Annotated in this window: 11 protein-coding genes, 1 tRNA gene and 1 riboswitch; of the genes, 3 read left to right on the forward strand and 9 right to left on the reverse strand. The window is 49.1% G+C overall.

Annotated features, from left to right (window positions below):
* Positions 1-14 precede the first annotated feature (14 nt).
* The 5 genes from NO352_RS23490 to NO352_RS23510 all read right to left on the reverse strand — a co-directional run bounded on the left by NO352_RS23490 (position 15) and on the right by NO352_RS23510 (position 4,453).
* Positions 15-1,268 (reverse strand): ATP-binding protein, encoded by a 1,254-nt coding sequence (locus NO352_RS23490; RefSeq protein WP_268620367.1) that lies wholly within the window; start codon positions 1,266-1,268, stop codon positions 15-17.
* A 109-nt stretch (positions 1,269-1,377) separates the two neighbouring features.
* Positions 1,378-2,028: an amino acid ABC transporter permease gene (locus NO352_RS23495; protein ID WP_005543558.1), complete on the reverse strand. Its 651-nt coding sequence runs from the start codon at positions 2,026-2,028 to the stop codon at positions 1,378-1,380.
* A complete protein-coding gene (locus tag NO352_RS23500; protein WP_289356902.1) occupies positions 2,028-2,699 on the reverse strand; it encodes an amino acid ABC transporter permease in 672 nt (223 codons plus the stop codon). Before NO352_RS23500 ends, NO352_RS23495 begins: the two co-directional genes overlap by 1 nt.
* Before the next feature lie 105 nt (positions 2,700-2,804).
* Positions 2,805-3,611, reverse strand: a complete 807-nt coding sequence (locus tag NO352_RS23505; RefSeq protein WP_262866386.1) for a transporter substrate-binding domain-containing protein — start codon at positions 3,609-3,611, stop codon at positions 2,805-2,807.
* Positions 3,612-3,724: 113 nt separating this feature from the next.
* Entirely contained in the window at positions 3,725-4,453 is a 729-nt protein-coding gene (locus NO352_RS23510) for an amino acid ABC transporter ATP-binding protein (protein ID WP_005543555.1), read from the reverse strand.
* A 257-nt stretch (positions 4,454-4,710) separates the two neighbouring features.
* Positions 4,711-4,880: riboswitch (M-box (ykoK) riboswitch) on the forward strand.
* 603 nt (positions 4,881-5,483) lie between these two features.
* Between NO352_RS23510 and mgtA the strand changes: the two genes are divergently transcribed.
* Positions 5,484-8,162, forward strand: coding sequence for a magnesium-translocating P-type ATPase (gene mgtA, locus NO352_RS23515; RefSeq protein WP_289356903.1), 2,679 nt, complete (start codon positions 5,484-5,486; stop codon positions 8,160-8,162).
* Between the two features lie 142 nt (positions 8,163-8,304).
* Here mgtA and NO352_RS23520 read toward each other — a convergent pair whose 3' ends face one another.
* The 4 genes from NO352_RS23520 to NO352_RS23535 form a co-directional block, all read right to left on the reverse strand.
* Entirely contained in the window at positions 8,305-10,911 is a 2,607-nt protein-coding gene (locus tag NO352_RS23520; protein ID WP_289356904.1) for a transglutaminase domain-containing protein, read from the reverse strand.
* A 37-nt stretch (positions 10,912-10,948) separates the two neighbouring features.
* On the reverse strand, positions 10,949-11,974 hold the full coding sequence (locus tag NO352_RS23525; protein ID WP_289356905.1) for a carbohydrate-binding family 9-like protein: 1,026 nt from the start codon (positions 11,972-11,974) through the stop codon (positions 10,949-10,951).
* A gap of 382 nt (positions 11,975-12,356) precedes the next feature.
* Positions 12,357-13,367, reverse strand: a complete 1,011-nt coding sequence (gene namA, locus NO352_RS23530; RefSeq protein ID WP_289356906.1) for an NADPH dehydrogenase NamA — start codon at positions 13,365-13,367, stop codon at positions 12,357-12,359.
* 98 nt (positions 13,368-13,465) lie between these two features.
* On the reverse strand, positions 13,466-14,410 hold the full coding sequence (locus NO352_RS23535) for an alpha/beta hydrolase (RefSeq protein WP_289356907.1): 945 nt from the start codon (positions 14,408-14,410) through the stop codon (positions 13,466-13,468).
* Between the two features lie 158 nt (positions 14,411-14,568).
* Here NO352_RS23535 and NO352_RS23540 point away from each other — a divergent pair, with 158 nt between their 5' ends.
* Positions 14,569-15,060, forward strand: coding sequence for a GAF domain-containing protein (locus NO352_RS23540; protein WP_005543545.1), 492 nt, complete (start codon positions 14,569-14,571; stop codon positions 15,058-15,060).
* Between the two features lie 162 nt (positions 15,061-15,222).
* Positions 15,223-15,297: transfer RNA gene (locus tag NO352_RS23545), tRNA-Thr, on the forward strand.
* Positions 15,298-16,231: the final 934 nt, after the last annotated feature.

Below are 16,231 nucleotides of genomic sequence, written 5' to 3' on the forward strand. Positions count from 1 at the left end.
CGATCAACCTCCCTTCAAGTTAAACGCTCTACAGGAATTCGAATGTGAAAACAAGTGTACCCAGGTGCACTGGTCACGTCAATGTCGCCCTTGAACAGTTGGACGATGTCAGTGGCGTGTGATAGGCCGATGCCTGTAGAAGAGTTTCCCTCGGCATCGAACTTGGTCGTATATCCGGGATGGAAGATCAGCTCCAGATCGTCTGCTGAGATGCCCGGCCCATTATCGACGACAGCGAACAGGATGGAATCATCCTGAAGATCGACCTGTAGGTCGATTTTCCCATCATGCGGGATCGCCTCAACGGCATTGGATACGATGTTGTTCAGCACAGAGAGAAGCGGGTAGATCTCGGTGGTAGACAGATTGATGTTGCAACAGTGGCCCCATTGAATTTGCTTTCCGAGCAGCAGGCTGTAATTGGTATTGGCTCTTACGACCATGGCGCATAGCTCCGTGATCTGGATACGTTTGGAGAGCATGCGCTCCTGATGAATGATTTTAAATAGGCCAGACAGGATACGCTCGGAATCCTTTTTAAGCTCATGTACATGCTTGGCGATCTGCAGAGCTTGTGTTGCATCTGGATAAAGCCTCTGCTTGAGCGATTGATACAGTTGGTAGCTCTCACGCGTAATTTCTTCAATATGGGACATCGATTTGCGGAGATAGAACGCTTCTTCGAACAAATCCGAATTAATCATCATTAGGCGTTCCAGCTCCAACCGACGCTGCTCGGCCTGTGCCCGCACTTGCCGAATCGCAAGCATATTGCACATACCTACGGCAAAGAAGCTGCGCAGCAGCCCGACAAGAATAATAAGCAGACCTTCATGATAGCTCATGCTGGCTGGAGCGCCGGAGGCAATGCGAACGATCAGTTCTGCCACATTGGATGCCATATCTGCAAGCGCGCCGTACAAAGCAACCTTAACATGATATTCTACATTCGCCTTGATTTTGAGCAGCGAGATGATGGCGGCGAATGTGACATAGTAGAAAAATACGGGCATATGCTGTGTAAATCCGGTGAGGACAGGGGTGTCATACAGCAGTAATCCAAGTAAAATCCGGAATAATACAACGAATGCCCCCACTGAGATACCCGTGGCAAGCACGGGTACCGAAAACCACAGCAGTCCGAAAAAATAAGCCATAATGCCGAGTGAAAATCGAAAATCATCGCCGAACGGGGTGATCTTCATTTCACCGAGCAGTCCCGTGGACAATAAAATGATGCTCCAAATAAGCAGCCTTTGGTCGCGCAAGCTGATAAGAACGGCTCCTTTCCGTTTTCGTCGACGAAAATAGGGTCAAGACATCTTCTCTTCTATCGTACCGGAAAAGGGAGTATTTTGTCTCCTAAATTATCCATTTTCAGGTGTGCTTATTTTCGAGTCTGCGTGAAGCAAGGGAAAGCAGGTAATTAACGACAAAATACAACAGGGCTGCAAATAGGAATGTCGGAATAACGTAATTAATATTGTGCCCGTTAATAATTTGGACGTGATTCATGAGCTCTGGCAGGGCAATAACGACAGCTAGTGAAGTGTCCTTCAAGAGTGAAATGAATTGGCTGACGATTGGCGGCACCATCCGTCGAAGTGCGATAGGGAGTACGATATGCCACAGCGTTTGCGTCTTCGTCAGTCCAGAGGAGCGTCCGGCTTCAATGAGCCCTTTTTCAACCGAGTTCAGTCCTCCGCGCACGATTTCGGAGATCATGGCCGATTCAAAAATAACGAGCGCGACTACGGCCGCGGTGAACTTATCGAGCTTGATTCCAATTTGCGGTAGCGCAAAATAAATAAAAAAGATAATCAGAAGCAGCGGCAGATTGCGGATGGTTTCTACCAGCACAGCGAATAATTTGCCGAGAAAGGGCACTTTGGCATAGCGAACAGTACCGACCAATACGCTGATAATAAAACTGATAGCGATGGACAGCAAAGCGACCTCGATGGTGATGAGGAATCCCTTCAGCAAAAATTGCAAATTGGCAGAGGATAGCGCCCCGATGAAATCCATTATGCCCGCACTCCTTTCACAGGTTGATACTTATGCTCAAGGTAACGAATGCCGAAGCTGAGCGGAACGGTAAGCAGCAAATAAAATAATCCGGCAAACATGTAGGTGCTGAATGTGTCGAATGTGTCAGAGTTAATAAGATCTGCCTGATACATTAAGTCCGATGCCGATAATACCGTAAGAATCGACGAATTTTTCACCAAATTCAAAAATTGGTTGCCCAGCGGGGGAATGACGACCTTGACGGCTTGAGGCAGGATGACATGCCACATTGCTTGAACATAGGTGAGTCCGGAAGAACGGGCTGCCTCCATTTGACCTTTAGGTATAGCCTGAATGCCTGCGCGAATGACCTCTGCGATAAAGGCGGAAGTATATACGGTCAGTGCTGTGAGCCCTGCCGCGAATGGTACGAGGACAGCCCCGGTTAGAAGAGGAAGGGCGATCAGCGTAAAAAATGCGATGAGCATAAGCGGGATATTGCGGAAAAATTCAACATAAATCGCGCCAATCCATTGCAGCGGCTTGAAGGGAGTGATGCGGAATACGGCAATAATTGCGCCGAGGATAAAGCTTGCCACGAGCGAAATCAGGCTGGCGGCCAGTGTGCCCCCTAGCCCGGCCAGGTAGCGATCCAAATGCTCGCTAAGAATCGAAAAGTTAATAAACATACATGTTCCTCCCTCGTTTATCGTCTTTTGGATTTTGGAATCAAAAAGAGGAGACGAGCAGCCAGCGCTTATCCCCTCAACTCAGTCGTACGAACATGTCGCCTGTTAATTTGGCTTTTTGCCGATCCATTTTTCATACATTTTTTCGTATTCCCCGTTTTCCTTCAGCTCTTTCAAGGTATCGTTGACCGCTTTGATGAACTCTGTGTCGCCCTTGCGGATGCCGATGCCATAAGGCTCTTCTGTAAATGTCTCATCCAAGACGCGGAAGTTGTTGTCCTGCTTGGCCATGCCGTACAGGAGCGCATTGTCGGTCGTCAACGCGGAGCCTTGCTTCGCCTTCAGGGCTGTAAATGCTTCTGCATAGTTTTCAAATTCGAGGATTTGAGCGTCAGGTGCAGATTCGCGGATGTTTTTGGCGGATGTTGAGCCTTTGGCAGTGAGCACCTTGGAATCCTTGGTCAAATCCTTAATGGAGTTGATAGGGCTGTCAGCAGGGACAAGCAGGGATTGGCCGGCAGTGAAATATACATCGGAAAAATCAATCTCCTTTTTGCGCTCATCGGTAATGGTCATCGTGGCGATAATGAAGTCAATGTCTCCGTTTTTCAGCATCGGAATGCGAGTTTTGGATGTGACCTCCATGAACTCAATCGCATCTTCGTCGCCCAGCACCTTTTTCGCAATTTGCTTTGCGATGTCGATGTCCAAGCCTTGCACTTTGCCGGTAGCAGGGTCTTTCAGGCCGAAGAGATTTAGGTCGTACTTAACGCCGGCAATAACCTTTCCTCTACTTTTAATTTTGGCGAGTGTTCCTTCGCCTTCAGAGGCTTGATTGCCGCATGCGGATAAAGCGCTTACAACAAATGCGGCTACTATTGCCATGCTCATCAGTTTCATCCAACGTTTCATGTGACACGCTCCTTTTCATAGTTTAAAAAAGTCCAAAAGGTTCGAAGGGTCATCGGGTTTGACAGCGGAGAAATCATGTGCATGTGCAGTGTAGGGTGATAGTTCCCTATCGCTTAGTGGTTCAAAATCCGGCTGAGGAATGCCTGGGCACGCTCTTCACGCGGCTTGGTAAAAAAGGCGGTCGGCTCTGCTTCCTCGACAATTCGCCCTTGATCCATGAACACGACGCGATCGGCTACCTCTTTGGCGAAGCCCATCTCGTGAGTGACGACAACCATTGTCATGCCTTCCTTCGCAAGTGTCCGCATTACGTCAAGCACCTCGCCGATTGTCTCGGGATCCAATGCTGATGTAGGCTCATCGAACAGCATAATTTTAGGCTTCATTGCAAGGCCTCTTGCAATAGCAACACGCTGCTGCTGTCCGCCAGACAATTGGGCAGGGTAGGAATTGGCTTTATCGGCAATGCCTACTTTGGCCAAATAAAGTCTCGCCGCTTCCTCCGCTTCCTGCTTGGACATGCCGGCTACCTTCATAGGTGCAAGCGTAATGTTTTGCAGCACCGTTTTATGGGGATACAGGTTGAAATGCTGGAATACCATGCCGATATTTCGGCGCAGTCGATTAATGTCAGTGGATTTGTCATTTACGCGTATACCGTCGACGATCAGCTCGCCATCGGTAATGGTTTCGAGTCGATTAATGCAGCGAACCATCGTGCTTTTCCCCGAGCCGCTTGGTCCGATGACGACGACGACTTCGCCTTGATTGATCGTTAAATTAATGTCCTTGAGTACATGAAAGCTGCCGTAATGCTTGTTGATTTGATGAAAATGGATCATGGTTTTCCTCCTTTCGCCGCCTAGCGGAATCGGTATAGCAATCAGCCTAATAGAGAAATCACCGAAAATGACCGAATCCGACAAAATTGATGCAAAAAATTTTTGAAGTTAATTTATTTGTTCTGCATGAAAATGGGGGGAGGGGCGACGTTTTCCGCGATATAATCCATTTGCGTAGGGATGCCTAAATTTCCCTTTTTGCGTTTTTCGGTTGACAAACTAGAAGTGCCCGTAATACATTGTATGAGGAAAACCAAACCAAGCTTTGTTAGGTGAGGCTCCTATACGAACAGAGGCCACTGCCCAGAAATATCGAGAGATGCCCATGGGTAGAACAGGAATTGTCGGATTAAGGCTTTTCTTAAGGTGGCTAAGGGATGTAACCTTTACGTTGTATAGTGCTGAAGCTCGACGAGGAGGGCTAGAACGGGATAGGCAATATCCCAGTTCTTTATTTGCGCATGCGTAACCCTTCGGCGAGCCGAAGGGTTTTTTCGTATGATTTGCAAACAGAAATGAGAAGGCGGTGATTACGCATGGACGGAAGCCCGAGTCCGAAGACACAACTGCATAGCATTGTGAAACCTTGGAACGGGAGAACCTGGATTCTCCTTGCTTTCCTATGCGCTATTCACTTGCCGACACTAATAAATGGGGTGGCTTCTTTTTTCATGCGAATAGGTTGAAGTGCTGGAACGAGTGCTTTGATCAGCAGATGAAAAGTATCCACGGTACAGTAACGGGTGTTTACTTGTGGGCGAATGAGCCTCGAATGAGAATTCAAGGTCATTTCATGCTGGCATTGAAGGGATTCGTGTGTGCATATGCACGCTGTATTCCTGCCCCGGTTGAAGGAAGCATGCTCGCAGGCAAGTGTAACCACCCGTGAATTGAGGGATTCCCCCTTTTGGTGCGGAACAAGTATGCGTATGCAGTGACAGCAAGGAAATCACGGTTCGGGTCATGCAGACCTCCCTGTAGACAGGGAGGTCTTTTTGCGTATTTTGGTGCACAAGAAGGAGGAATTCACATGGAAATGAAGGTCAATCAAGGGAAACGCAAATGGAATGTCATGTCCCGCAAAGATGCGGATCTGACTAATGCGAAGCTGGAGCAGCGCTTAATCGAGACATCGGAGGCTCATGTTGATGATGTGCTGGAGGAACTGAAGACGAAGCCTTACGGCTTGGATGAGATGGAGGCTGTGCGCCGCTTGGAGGAATTCGGCCACAATCAAGTTGCGTATGAGAAGCCGCCTGCTTGGTATATTCAACTGCTGAGATGTTTTAAGAACCCATTTATTTTGGTACTACTCGGTTTGGATGTTTTTTCTGCACTAACGGAGGATACAGAGGCGGTCATTATTATTTCGACAATGGTAACGATCAGCATCATCATCACTTTTATACAGGAATTCCGCTCTATGCGCACGGCAGAGAAGCTGAAGGCGATGGTAAAGACGACTGCTGCTGTCATACGCGGCGGACAAAGCCGTGAAATGGACATGGAGCAGCTCGTTCCGGGCGATATGATCCGGCTTGCTGCAGGCGATCTGGTTCCAGCAGATGTCCGGCTCCTGTCGGCTAAGGATCTGCTTGTCATGGAATCGGCGCTGACAGGTGAAGCAATGCCAGTAGAAAAGCGCGATATTGGCGTCATGCCTGAACAGCGTCGGATGAAGAGTGTTAAGAAAGCGAAGCAGGCGCTAGAGCTCGATAATATGGGGTACATGGGGACGACGGTGGTAAGCGGATCTGCGACAGCAGTCGTTATTGCGACTGGAGCGCGGACATATTTCGGCGCGATGGCGCACAGCTTGGTTGGGGCTCGGCCAATAACTAGCTTCGAGCGCGGCATCAACAGTGTCAGCTTTGTGCTTATTCGCTTCATGCTTGTCATGGTGCCAATTATCTTTTTCATTAATGGGTTCTCGAAAGGCGACTGGTGGGGTGCACTGTTTTTTGGATTGTCTGTGGCTGTCGGGCTTACACCGGAAATGCTGCCTGTTATCGTGACGTCGAATCTCGCGAAGGGTGCGATGGCAATGTCGCGCCAGAAGGTGGTTGTGAAGCGGCTTAATGCGATACAGAACTTGGGCGCGATGAATGTCCTGTGCACAGATAAGACAGGGACTTTAACGCAGGATAGAATTATTTTGGAGAAGCATCTGAACATCCATGGAGAAGAAAGCGAACAGGTGCTGCGGTATGCTTACTTGAACAGCCGCTATCAGACAGGGCTGCGCAATCTGCTTGATCGTGCCGTCGTCGAGCGGGCGGAGGAGAACGACCTTGCAAGCATCGATTATGATTACAATAAGGTCGACGAAATTCCCTTTGACTTCAACCGTAGACGAATGTCAGTGGTGCTGTCCAGAAAACAAGGCGAGCATCTTCTCGTCTGCAAAGGGGCTATGGAAGAGATGCTGTCCATATGCGATTCCATGTTGGATGGCAAAAATGTCTTTGGCATGGGACAGGACATGAAGCAGGAACTGCTGCGCAAAGCAAATGAAATGAACGAGGAGGGCCTTCGTGTTATCGGCGTAGCCATTAAGCTGATGCGGGATGGAACATGCAAGGAATCCTACAGTGCTGCTGACGAACAAGGTCTCGTGTTCGCGGGATACATCGGATTTCTTGATCCGCCGAAGGGTAGTGCGGCGCCAGCAATTTCGGCCTTGCTTGAGCATGGCGTAGCGGTGAAAGTGCTGACAGGAGATAACGAAGCGGTAACGCGCAAGGTGTGCCGTGATGTTGGCATCGAAACAGGGCGTATCGTGCTCGGCAAGGAAATTGATGATTTGAATGATACGGCCCTTGCGGAACTGGCTGATCAGACAACTGTCTTCGCGAAGCTGAATCCGATGCAGAAGGCGCGTATCGTCCGTGCGCTTCAGGAGAAGGGGCATACTGTCGGATTTATGGGGGACGGAATTAATGATGCGATCTCTTTGAAGGAAGCAGATATCGGTATTTCGGTAGATACTGCGGTCGATATTGCGAAGGAATCAGCAGATATCATTTTGCTTGAAAAATCGCTTATGGTACTGGAGCAAGGGATTATTGAGGGGCGCCGCACGTTCGGCAACATGATTAAGTATATCAAGATGACGGCCAGCTCGAACTTTGGGAATGTGTTCAGTGTATTGGGAGCAAGCTTGTTCCTGCCGTTCCTGCCTATGCTGCCGCTGCACCTGCTCGTGCAGAACCTGTTCTATGATATGTCGCAGTTGTCGATTCCTTGGGACAACATGGACAAAGAATTTTTGAAAAAGCCGCGCACATGGGATGCGAAGTCGATTGGCCGCTTTATGCTATTCATCGGTCCGACAAGCTCGATCTTCGATTTTCTCACGTATGGATTGATGATGTTCGTCTTTGCCGCAAATACGCCAGCAGATCAGGCATTGTTCCATTCGGGCTGGTTCATTGAGGGGCTGCTGTCACAAACCTTGATCGTCCACATGATCCGTACGGAGAAAGTGCCGTTCATCCAGAGTCGGGCAAGCTTGCCTGTTATGCTGTTGACGGTGCTTATTATGCTGATGGGCATTATGATTCCGTTCTCCGAGTTCGGTGAGAGCATTGGTCTGGTACCGCTGCCAATGTCCTACTTCCCATGGCTTGCTGCGATTTTGCTGGGGTACTGTATTCTGACGCAGTCCGTCAAGAAATGGTACATTCGCCGCTTCAACGACTGGTTGTAAGAGCTGAGATGCAAGGGCCAACAATGCAAGGAATGATGTAAGGACTTAATGCGCGCAAAAATAGAAGGAGGTTGCACCATGAAGCGTACAGCCTCCTTATCTTATTTAACAGTATGAAATGAAAATGGGAACCTTGGGCTGCCTACTGCATGTTGCACACAGTCTTTAAAATATCCGAACCAGTGCCAAGCTTGTAGCCTTGGAGCTGGTAACGGATGCGGTGCTGCTGATCCATGACTACAACCAGCGGATATTCCTGACCGTTCCATTCTGGAAGGGAGGGAAGAAGTGCCTGCAAGGACAGTCCATCCTCATCTACGCTATACGTTGTATGCTCCGGCATACCCTCAAGCTTGAATTCGCTGCGATTGCGCTGGCTTTCAACCATAAGCGCAATACGGCCCCCCCACTGATCGAGCTCTATCTTCAACTCGCGCAGTTCACGCGCAAGATGCTTCGATGGCTCGCGTTCTGGATCAAGCCATGCAAGGACGAGCCCTTGCTCCGTAATGTCTAGGCTCACCTTATCGGTCATGCGGCTCCACTGTTCTGCCGATACTGTATTGAGGATCGGAACATGAATTTCCTCCTTGCGGAATACGACAGGTACGGTTGTTGTATCGCCGGCATGTACGGTGAAGAAGGATAGGCGCACGAGCACGGTTCCATCGCTAAGACGTGTTCCGGTCGTCATCCGATAGTTGCCGCTCAATACCTCGTAAGGCTTATTGTACATATCCTTCTCGCCATATGGGAACGTCAAGGTGCGATAAGTGCCGTTCTCAAAGCGAGCGATCGTGAAGTTCAAGTAATAGGAAGCTTCTTGCTCGCCTTCACTGCGTGCAAATACAATCGCACCGCTCGCGGCTTCCGCATTATTCGACGGTTCTGCCGGTCGAGATGCTGCAGGTTCTGTGGCATCACCATGGAACACTGCGTCCTGCCAGATGCCGTTCTGCCAAAATTGCGGACGAATATTCAGCGGTTCGAGGCGTGCAGGTATGCCGACGCTGCGTGCCATTGCTACGAAGCAGATGTCTCGGCTCAAGCGATCGGCTTTTTTTAATTGAAACACGCCGACTGGTGTAATCATGCCGTTATAGCGGTCTATTCGGCTCTCAATCGTAATGTCATTCGCTAAACGATCGACCAGCCGCTGCGGATTGGCTGCATAGGCTGCCTTCTCTTCGGCAGTCAGATTCGTTTGGAAGTATGTACGATACGGCTTAATCATTTCATAATGAGCGCGCGGACAGAGCACATAAGCGGTGAACAGATCTTCATCCTTCACTTGTTCCAGATAAGAAAGAGCTCCCTCCAAGTGATCCGTCAGTGTCTCGTTCATTGTATCCTGCGTATCCTTCTCATGAAGCGCTTCGAGCAGACGAAGCGGCCATTCACCGTGCTTCGGTATGTTGGTCTCCAGGAAGGCAGCAATCTCATGGCTGTTCCCGCGCGCGTTGCGAATCACCGTCCATACCCGATCCGCCGCCAAGGACAGCTTACCGGCCAATGAGTTCGCTTCTGCTTCACTCATGAAGGTGGCTTCATAAGCTGCGCGCGTTGCCGTTCCGTGTTGAACACGGCGGTCGTTTGCCTGTCGTTCTTCATCTGTCATCCGATTCTCGCTCTTGTCTGGTATCTCAGGAGGCGGTTCCATGTCAAACTCCATCATGTCGTGAATTTGCAGCTCGGATTGGAGTGTTACGGTAAATGTATCTGCATCGCCAACGGTAATATGGCGGAAGCCATATCCCTGCGCATTGCGGACATGGATCAACAGGTCGCCGTATCCAGTTGTAAACGCCACTTGTCCATTGTCATCCGTCGGCAGTGTCGTTACAGAGTAGAATTCGGCGAAGTTGTACATTTGGAAGTGGACCTCTGCCGAAGTTGCCTCTCCCTGCTCGTTGACAACCTGGATCGTAATGGTTTTATGCGGAGCGTAGTTGCCAAGCAGGTTAATCTCCGTATACCACGGATGGCTGGAGCAGGTTTCTTCCGGGCCGTTGTAATCTGCGGGCACACGTGTATGAACAAGCATGGCACGGCGGGAAGGAGCCTTGAACCAACCTTCGTTCAAGCGTGCTTCTGGCTCACATGCGCCAAGGAAGTACCAGGTTCCATCTGCCCAAGCTTCTACCCAAGCATGGTTCGAATCACAGTGCGCCCAGCGCGGCGTGTAGCATTGGCGTGCCGGAATACCGACACTGCGCAGTGCAGCAACGGCCAGTGTCGATTGTTCGCCGCAGCGGCCGAGAGCGGTGCGAACCAGCGTTAATGGCGAGACAGTACGTTGATCGGTGCCAACGTAAGTTGCCTTTTCATGGCACCAATAGTTCGTTTCCAGAATCGCTTCCATCATCGGTTTATCCTTAACCCGATCGACTAGCTCATGGTAGATCACTTCGCGGTTGTCGTCGATATTCTCGTTATTGACGCGATAGGGGAGCACAAAGTTCATGAAGATGTAATCTGGAATCTGCTTGCCCCAAGGCATCTCTTGACGCGTAGCCAACGTACGGCGCACATGAGCTAGGAAGAATTCACCGTCATAATCCGCCAGATCGTGAATGGGCATGTAGGCATACAAATACTTCAGGAGCAGACGCTCCTTGTCGGTCAATTCTTGATTCAATACGCTGAACAGTTCCTCTTTCCGGTGCTTAGCCAGCTTTTTTTTATATTGAAACTTCTCTTCGATTTGTTGAAGCAATGTATCATCTGCATAGCCAATTGTGCTCGTCATCTCATTCATCAGCTCCATGTGTTGTTAGTCTGCGATGCTATTCGCGCCATACCTTCCCGTCTTCCTGAATGCGAATCCATTGTTGCCCATCATGCGATTTGGCAGATAGTAAGAAGGAACCGCTTGTCGTTTCAATCACAGGTTCGATGCGCCAAACCTCTTCGCGTGCCAACTCCGATAAGCTGGAAGCGTAACGGCCGTGGCTCGCAAAATGCTGGCGCTGACGGTAATAGATCTTGCGCAGTTCCCACTTGATCAGCTCGTCTTGCGGCAATTGGAAGGAAGGTGCTGGTTGTCCTTCGCCTGCAAAGACAACAAAGCCCCACATCTCTGGATAATGCATATTGATAATGCCTTGCGGGCTCCATACCCAGTTATACTCTGGGTAAGGGGTGTTCGAATCCGGGTTGATCATCTTGACGTACTGTCCGTCCTTTACCTCAGTACGCCACTCAACACGGGAGAAGTTCACGCGCCAATATTCGCCATGTTGCGGCATACGTCCTTCGGGCGCGCATTCCTTCAATACGCTCCAAGGCATTGCGACTTCAATGCTCCAACCCTTATTGACTGCATTCGGATTGTTGACCTCGCCATCAATATGGACAGCGGTGCGAATGCCGCGAATGTCCCAACCATTGATAGGCGGTCCGCCGTCACGGTATGGTTTGGGCAGCAGCAAGTCCCAGATCGTGTTGAAGGCATTCATTTCGAACTCATAGTAGTTATGGGTGTCGCCATCTGGATCAATGAATATCTCGAAATCATTATCATAGAAAATGACGGAATCGCGCTCCGTCAATGTTGCCCATATTTGCTCCTCTTCCATTTCGGCACCGAAATAGAAATATTCGTCATCCCATAGCATCTTGACCCGGGTCTGCTTAAATGGCAGCGGTTTCAAGTCTCCCTCGATGTCGACGAATTCGTCTGTCCAAGGGGCATGAACCCAAAAAGACTTGTCCAATCGTCCATCAAGCTGCAGTGGTTCTGTGGCTCGGTGGCAAATGTAATGCTTCGGGTCGAACACGATATTTGGTTCGGGAACACTGCTTCTGTCCATCGTTCCATCCTCCTCTAGATGAATGCATGTGGTAGGTGTTGGAGAACACACAAAATACGCAAATCTGGTAATGAAGAGAAAACTTATCCTTATACTAGATGGATATAATGGGATATTCAATAGGAAAACACGATTTTCAGCGAAAAAAAGTTATCGGTATCTCAAATTTGTAAAAGCTGCTCTTCGACCCGTTATTCAATAACGAAAAAAGAGAGCATCCGTTAAGGATACTCTCTCTTCGCAACTACAACTATATGTTCGATCTGGTGTTATAGATAAAGTATAAAGTAGTGCCCTATAAAATCTAATCGTGAAGAAGGCAGCCTACTAAGCGAGAAATGCCTCAACTATAAAGCAGGAGAAGATCTGTGAATCTGGCATCCTACCAAGCGCGTTCGTATGGCTTCGGCTTCGGCAGTTCAGAACGAAGCGCTCGTGCGGCGCGCAGCGGCCAGTATGGATCACGCAGCAGCTCGCGTCCAAGAAGAACGAGATCTGCCCGGTCGTTTCGGACAATCTCTTCTGCGAGAGCTGGCTCGGTAATAAGACCGACGGCTCCAGTAGCAATGCCTGCCGATTGTCGAATTGCATGAGCATAAGACACTTGATATCCAGGGAATACGTCTATCGGATGCGGTACAACTGCACCAGAGCTGCAATCAACGAGGTTGACACCTTGATCCTTCATGCGGCGCGCATAATCAATATAAGCCTCTAGTGTGTTGCCTCCATCCGCATACTCATTCGCGGAAATGCGCACGAATACCGGCCCATCCCATTGGAGACGAACAGCGTCAATGACATCGCTTAAGAAGCGATATCTGCCTTCGGTACTCCCGCCATAGCTATCCATCCGCTGATTCGTGAGCGGAGAGAGGAATTCATTGATCAGGTAGCCATGGGCACCATGAATCTCGACGATATCGAAGCCGGCCTCCTTTGCTCTGCGGGCAGCCTCGGCAAATGCCTTCACCGTCCGGCGAATTTGCTCCTGCGACATCTCTTCTGGTACTGCGTAGTCTTCACTGAACGCAATCGCCGATGGAGCAATTGCGCCGGGAACAGTAGCTTTGCGCCCTGCATGGGCAAGCTGAATGGCGATCTTGCTGCCGTGAGAATGCACTAGATCAGTGAGCCTGCGCAGCCCATCAATATGATCGTCGCTCCAAATTCCTAAATCACGAGCACTAATTCGACCCTCTGGTGTGACGGCAGTGGCTTCTACGATAATCAATCCGACTTGCCCAACTGCACGCGAGGCATAGTGGATCAGGTGCCAGTCTGTTACTTTGCCATCTTCGTCATCACATGCATACATGCACATCGGAGACATGGCAATCCGATTCGGGATTGTAACCCCTCCAATTGTTATCGGTTCAAACAAGCGTGACATATGTAAAATCTCCTTCCATCTCCATTGGACTAAATCATGACTCAAGTCTATTATACGCCGATCCAGATTGTGGGTACAAATGACAGACTAGCGAAACTTTAGGAGTCGGCCGAACTCAGGGTCTGACGTTGCAGCCATGCAAGGCAGTCCGCCGTAACCTCATCCCGGTTCGTTTCATTGAGCAGTTCATGGCGCGCACCTTCATACAGCTTGCATTCCACTTGCTCCAGACCAAGTTGCCGATATTGATCTGCCAGCTTGCGCACACCTTTGCCATAATTGCCTACCGGATCATCGTCGCCTGCAATGAGCAGTATAGGCAACTGCTTCGGAATACGGCTCATGACTTCAGGGCGATGAATATTGCGCAGCAGTTTGAAAAAGTCCCGATAAAATCCTACTGTGCTCAGAAATCCGCAGTATGGATCCTCCACATATTTGTCTACTTCCTTCGGATCTCGGCTTAACCAGTCTACCTGTGTGCGGGCAGGCTGGAACTTACGGTTGAAGCTGCCGAAAGCCAGCTTATCAATGAAGGCGCTGCGATGGCGGGAGCCTTTCATCGAGGCAATCAGCTTCGTGACACTGACGCCTGCGAGCAGTTCCGGGCCACGAGGGCCGTTGCTTCCGCATAGGATGAGGCCATCAATCAAGTCCGCGTGTTCTGTTATATATTGCTGTGCCAGAAAAGACCCCATGCTGTGCGCGAACAGAAACAGTGGGGGATTGCTATGTTGTTCGCGGATTATCTTAGTGAGCTGCGCCATATTGCGCACCATCCATATGAAGCCGTTCTCGCCGATATAGCCTAAGTCCTGCTCAGTAGCTGCTGTGCGGCCATGTCCGCGATGATCGTTGGCGTATACCACATACCCGGCGGCAGTAAGTTCCTCGGCAAAGCGCTCGTAACGAAGCGCGGTTTCAGTCATTCCGTGAGCAATTTGTACAACGCCTTGGATTTCAATGGCTTCATCGGGCAACCAGTGGTAGACGTGAATACGCACGTTTTCTTCATCTAGAAAGTGAAAGGTGTTCGTTCTCATGAGAAGCCTCCTTATCGGCTATTGTTCCGTTATCCTTTACTTACATTATATCGAGAGCTTTGAAACGAAAGCCACGTTATTTTCTGAACAGGGCGTTGCGCCGAAATCGCCTGACTATGGTATGATACATTACAAATACGAAAATAGGAGGCGGTCAGATGTTCACACAAACACTTTATACAGGCGAGCGGGATAAGGATTATCCGGTTATTATTGGGCAGCTGTCCGCATTAATTGCAGGAGAGCCTAATTTTATTGCAAATTTGTCCAATGCGTCCGCGCTATTATGGCAGGGGCTGAAGGACATTAACTGGGCTGGATTCTATCTGATGGATGATGAGCGAGGGGAGCTTGTGCTTGGGCCGTTTCAAGGGCTGCCGGCATGTGTTCGAATTCCGCTTGGACGTGGAGTATGTGGGGCAGCAGCGAAGGAACAGCGCACAGTAATCGTTCCGGATGTCCATGCATTTCCCGGACATATTGCCTGTGATGCGGCTTCACGCTCTGAAATTGTCGTCCCTCTGATGAAGGAGGGCAAGTGCATCGGTGTGCTGGATATCGATAGCCCGATTACGGATCGCTTCAACGAACAGGATCAGGAAGCGTTGGAGCAACTGGTGAGCGCTATTTTAGCCGAAAGCAAACTATAGAAAATATGAGTGGATGCGTAAAATAGGGTATGGTGCTGCATGAAGGAGCGGATTATCGTTCTAGAATACCTCTGCAGCACCATATAGTAAATATAGGTAATTTTATTTTAGGGTTGAAACAAATTTTCAACTTCTCTATAATATTTGGTGTTAACAAAATTTGCTGGTGTAGCTCAGGGGTAGAGCAACGCATTCGTAATGCGTGGGTCGGGGGTTCAAATCCCTTCTCCAGCACCATGTAATGTCGATAACGGCGCGGTTTCCGAGCAATCGGAGATCGCGCTTTTTCCCTTTTTAGGGCTGAATTCTAACATTCTTCTAACCTTTACCTAGATAAAGTTGAATTTTCGTAGGAAAGAGAAATGGCTCGCTCGCGATTGGAGCTAATTGAATAAAATTGAGCCATTCCATTTGCTTGTTAGCACACTTCATTTTTAGCGACCTGCATATTATGTATTAACTCTTCTTCGAAGGGGGGGATGCTGCATGGTACATCGTCATAAAAAGGTGATTGTTGTGATCCTCAGACCTGGACAAAAAGTAATAGTTAAGTGTAGAAAGCACAGAAGACACCGCTAAAAATAGTTTCTGGCAGTGAACCTCATTTAATAGACAAGGTTCACTGCCACGCTCGTTAACTTAACAATCATCAATTTCTTTTAAACAGGATAAGCAAATTAAGGGATATTGATCGTAAAGTGAACATGTATGGAAAGTACCTTGATACAAAGTTGAGTACCACATGACGGTATTCGCGTGATAGCATGAAACATAGAAAAAGGCGGGGATGCACACACGGCTGCATATAGGCAGCGCATGAACCGGGGTATACTCGCATGAAGAAAAGGGACAAACCTATATGGCTTGTCCCTTTTGCATTACTTCTTGTTCGTAGTATTCACAATTGCTGTTTTGTAGTTCAACCAGGCAACAAAACCGAAAAAACTGCAGAAATGATATTTGTACATAAAATTAATAAGAATGTATTGATGGTTCTCCCCTCTGGCCGGGGGATCTTAACTTGGGTGATGTGACAGAGAGGGAAGAGGGCAAGAACAGTAATAGGATCAAGGATCAAAAGTACCGAATACAATTGCGAGCTTGTTTGTATTTGTCCGGACAGACGTGCCTCGACAGCTTAGCGATTCGGACGTTATTCAGATTCAAACAT

It is taken from the genome of Paenibacillus sp. S-12 (assembly GCF_030363895.1).
Taxonomy (GTDB): domain Bacteria; phylum Bacillota; class Bacilli; order Paenibacillales; family Paenibacillaceae; genus Paenibacillus_B; species Paenibacillus_B alvei.

What these genes read in the sequence shown, in the direction of transcription:
- NO352_RS23510 (WP_005543555.1), bottom strand. Translation starts at nt 4,453, where the DNA reads ATGATCCATTTTCATCAAATCAACAAGCATTACGGCAGCTTTCATGTA.
- NO352_RS23535 (WP_289356907.1), bottom strand. Translation starts at nt 14,410, where the DNA reads ATGAGAACGAACACCTTTCACTTTCTAGATGAAGAAAACGTGCGTATT.
- NO352_RS23500 (WP_289356902.1), bottom strand. Translation starts at nt 2,699, where the DNA reads ATGTTTATTAACTTTTCGATTCTTAGCGAGCATTTGGATCGCTACCTG.
- mgtA (WP_289356903.1), top strand. Translation starts at nt 5,484, where the DNA reads ATGGAAATGAAGGTCAATCAAGGGAAACGCAAATGGAATGTCATGTCC.
- NO352_RS23505 (WP_262866386.1), bottom strand. Translation starts at nt 3,611, where the DNA reads ATGAAACGTTGGATGAAACTGATGAGCATGGCAATAGTAGCCGCATTT.
- NO352_RS23520 (WP_289356904.1), bottom strand. Translation starts at nt 10,911, where the DNA reads ATGACGAGCACAATTGGCTATGCAGATGATACATTGCTTCAACAAATC.
- NO352_RS23540 (WP_005543545.1), top strand. Translation starts at nt 14,569, where the DNA reads ATGTTCACACAAACACTTTATACAGGCGAGCGGGATAAGGATTATCCG.
- NO352_RS23495 (WP_005543558.1), bottom strand. Translation starts at nt 2,028, where the DNA reads ATGGATTTCATCGGGGCGCTATCCTCTGCCAATTTGCAATTTTTGCTG.
- NO352_RS23525 (WP_289356905.1), bottom strand. Translation starts at nt 11,974, where the DNA reads ATGGACAGAAGCAGTGTTCCCGAACCAAATATCGTGTTCGACCCGAAG.
- namA (WP_289356906.1), bottom strand. Translation starts at nt 13,367, where the DNA reads ATGTCACGCTTGTTTGAACCGATAACAATTGGAGGGGTTACAATCCCG.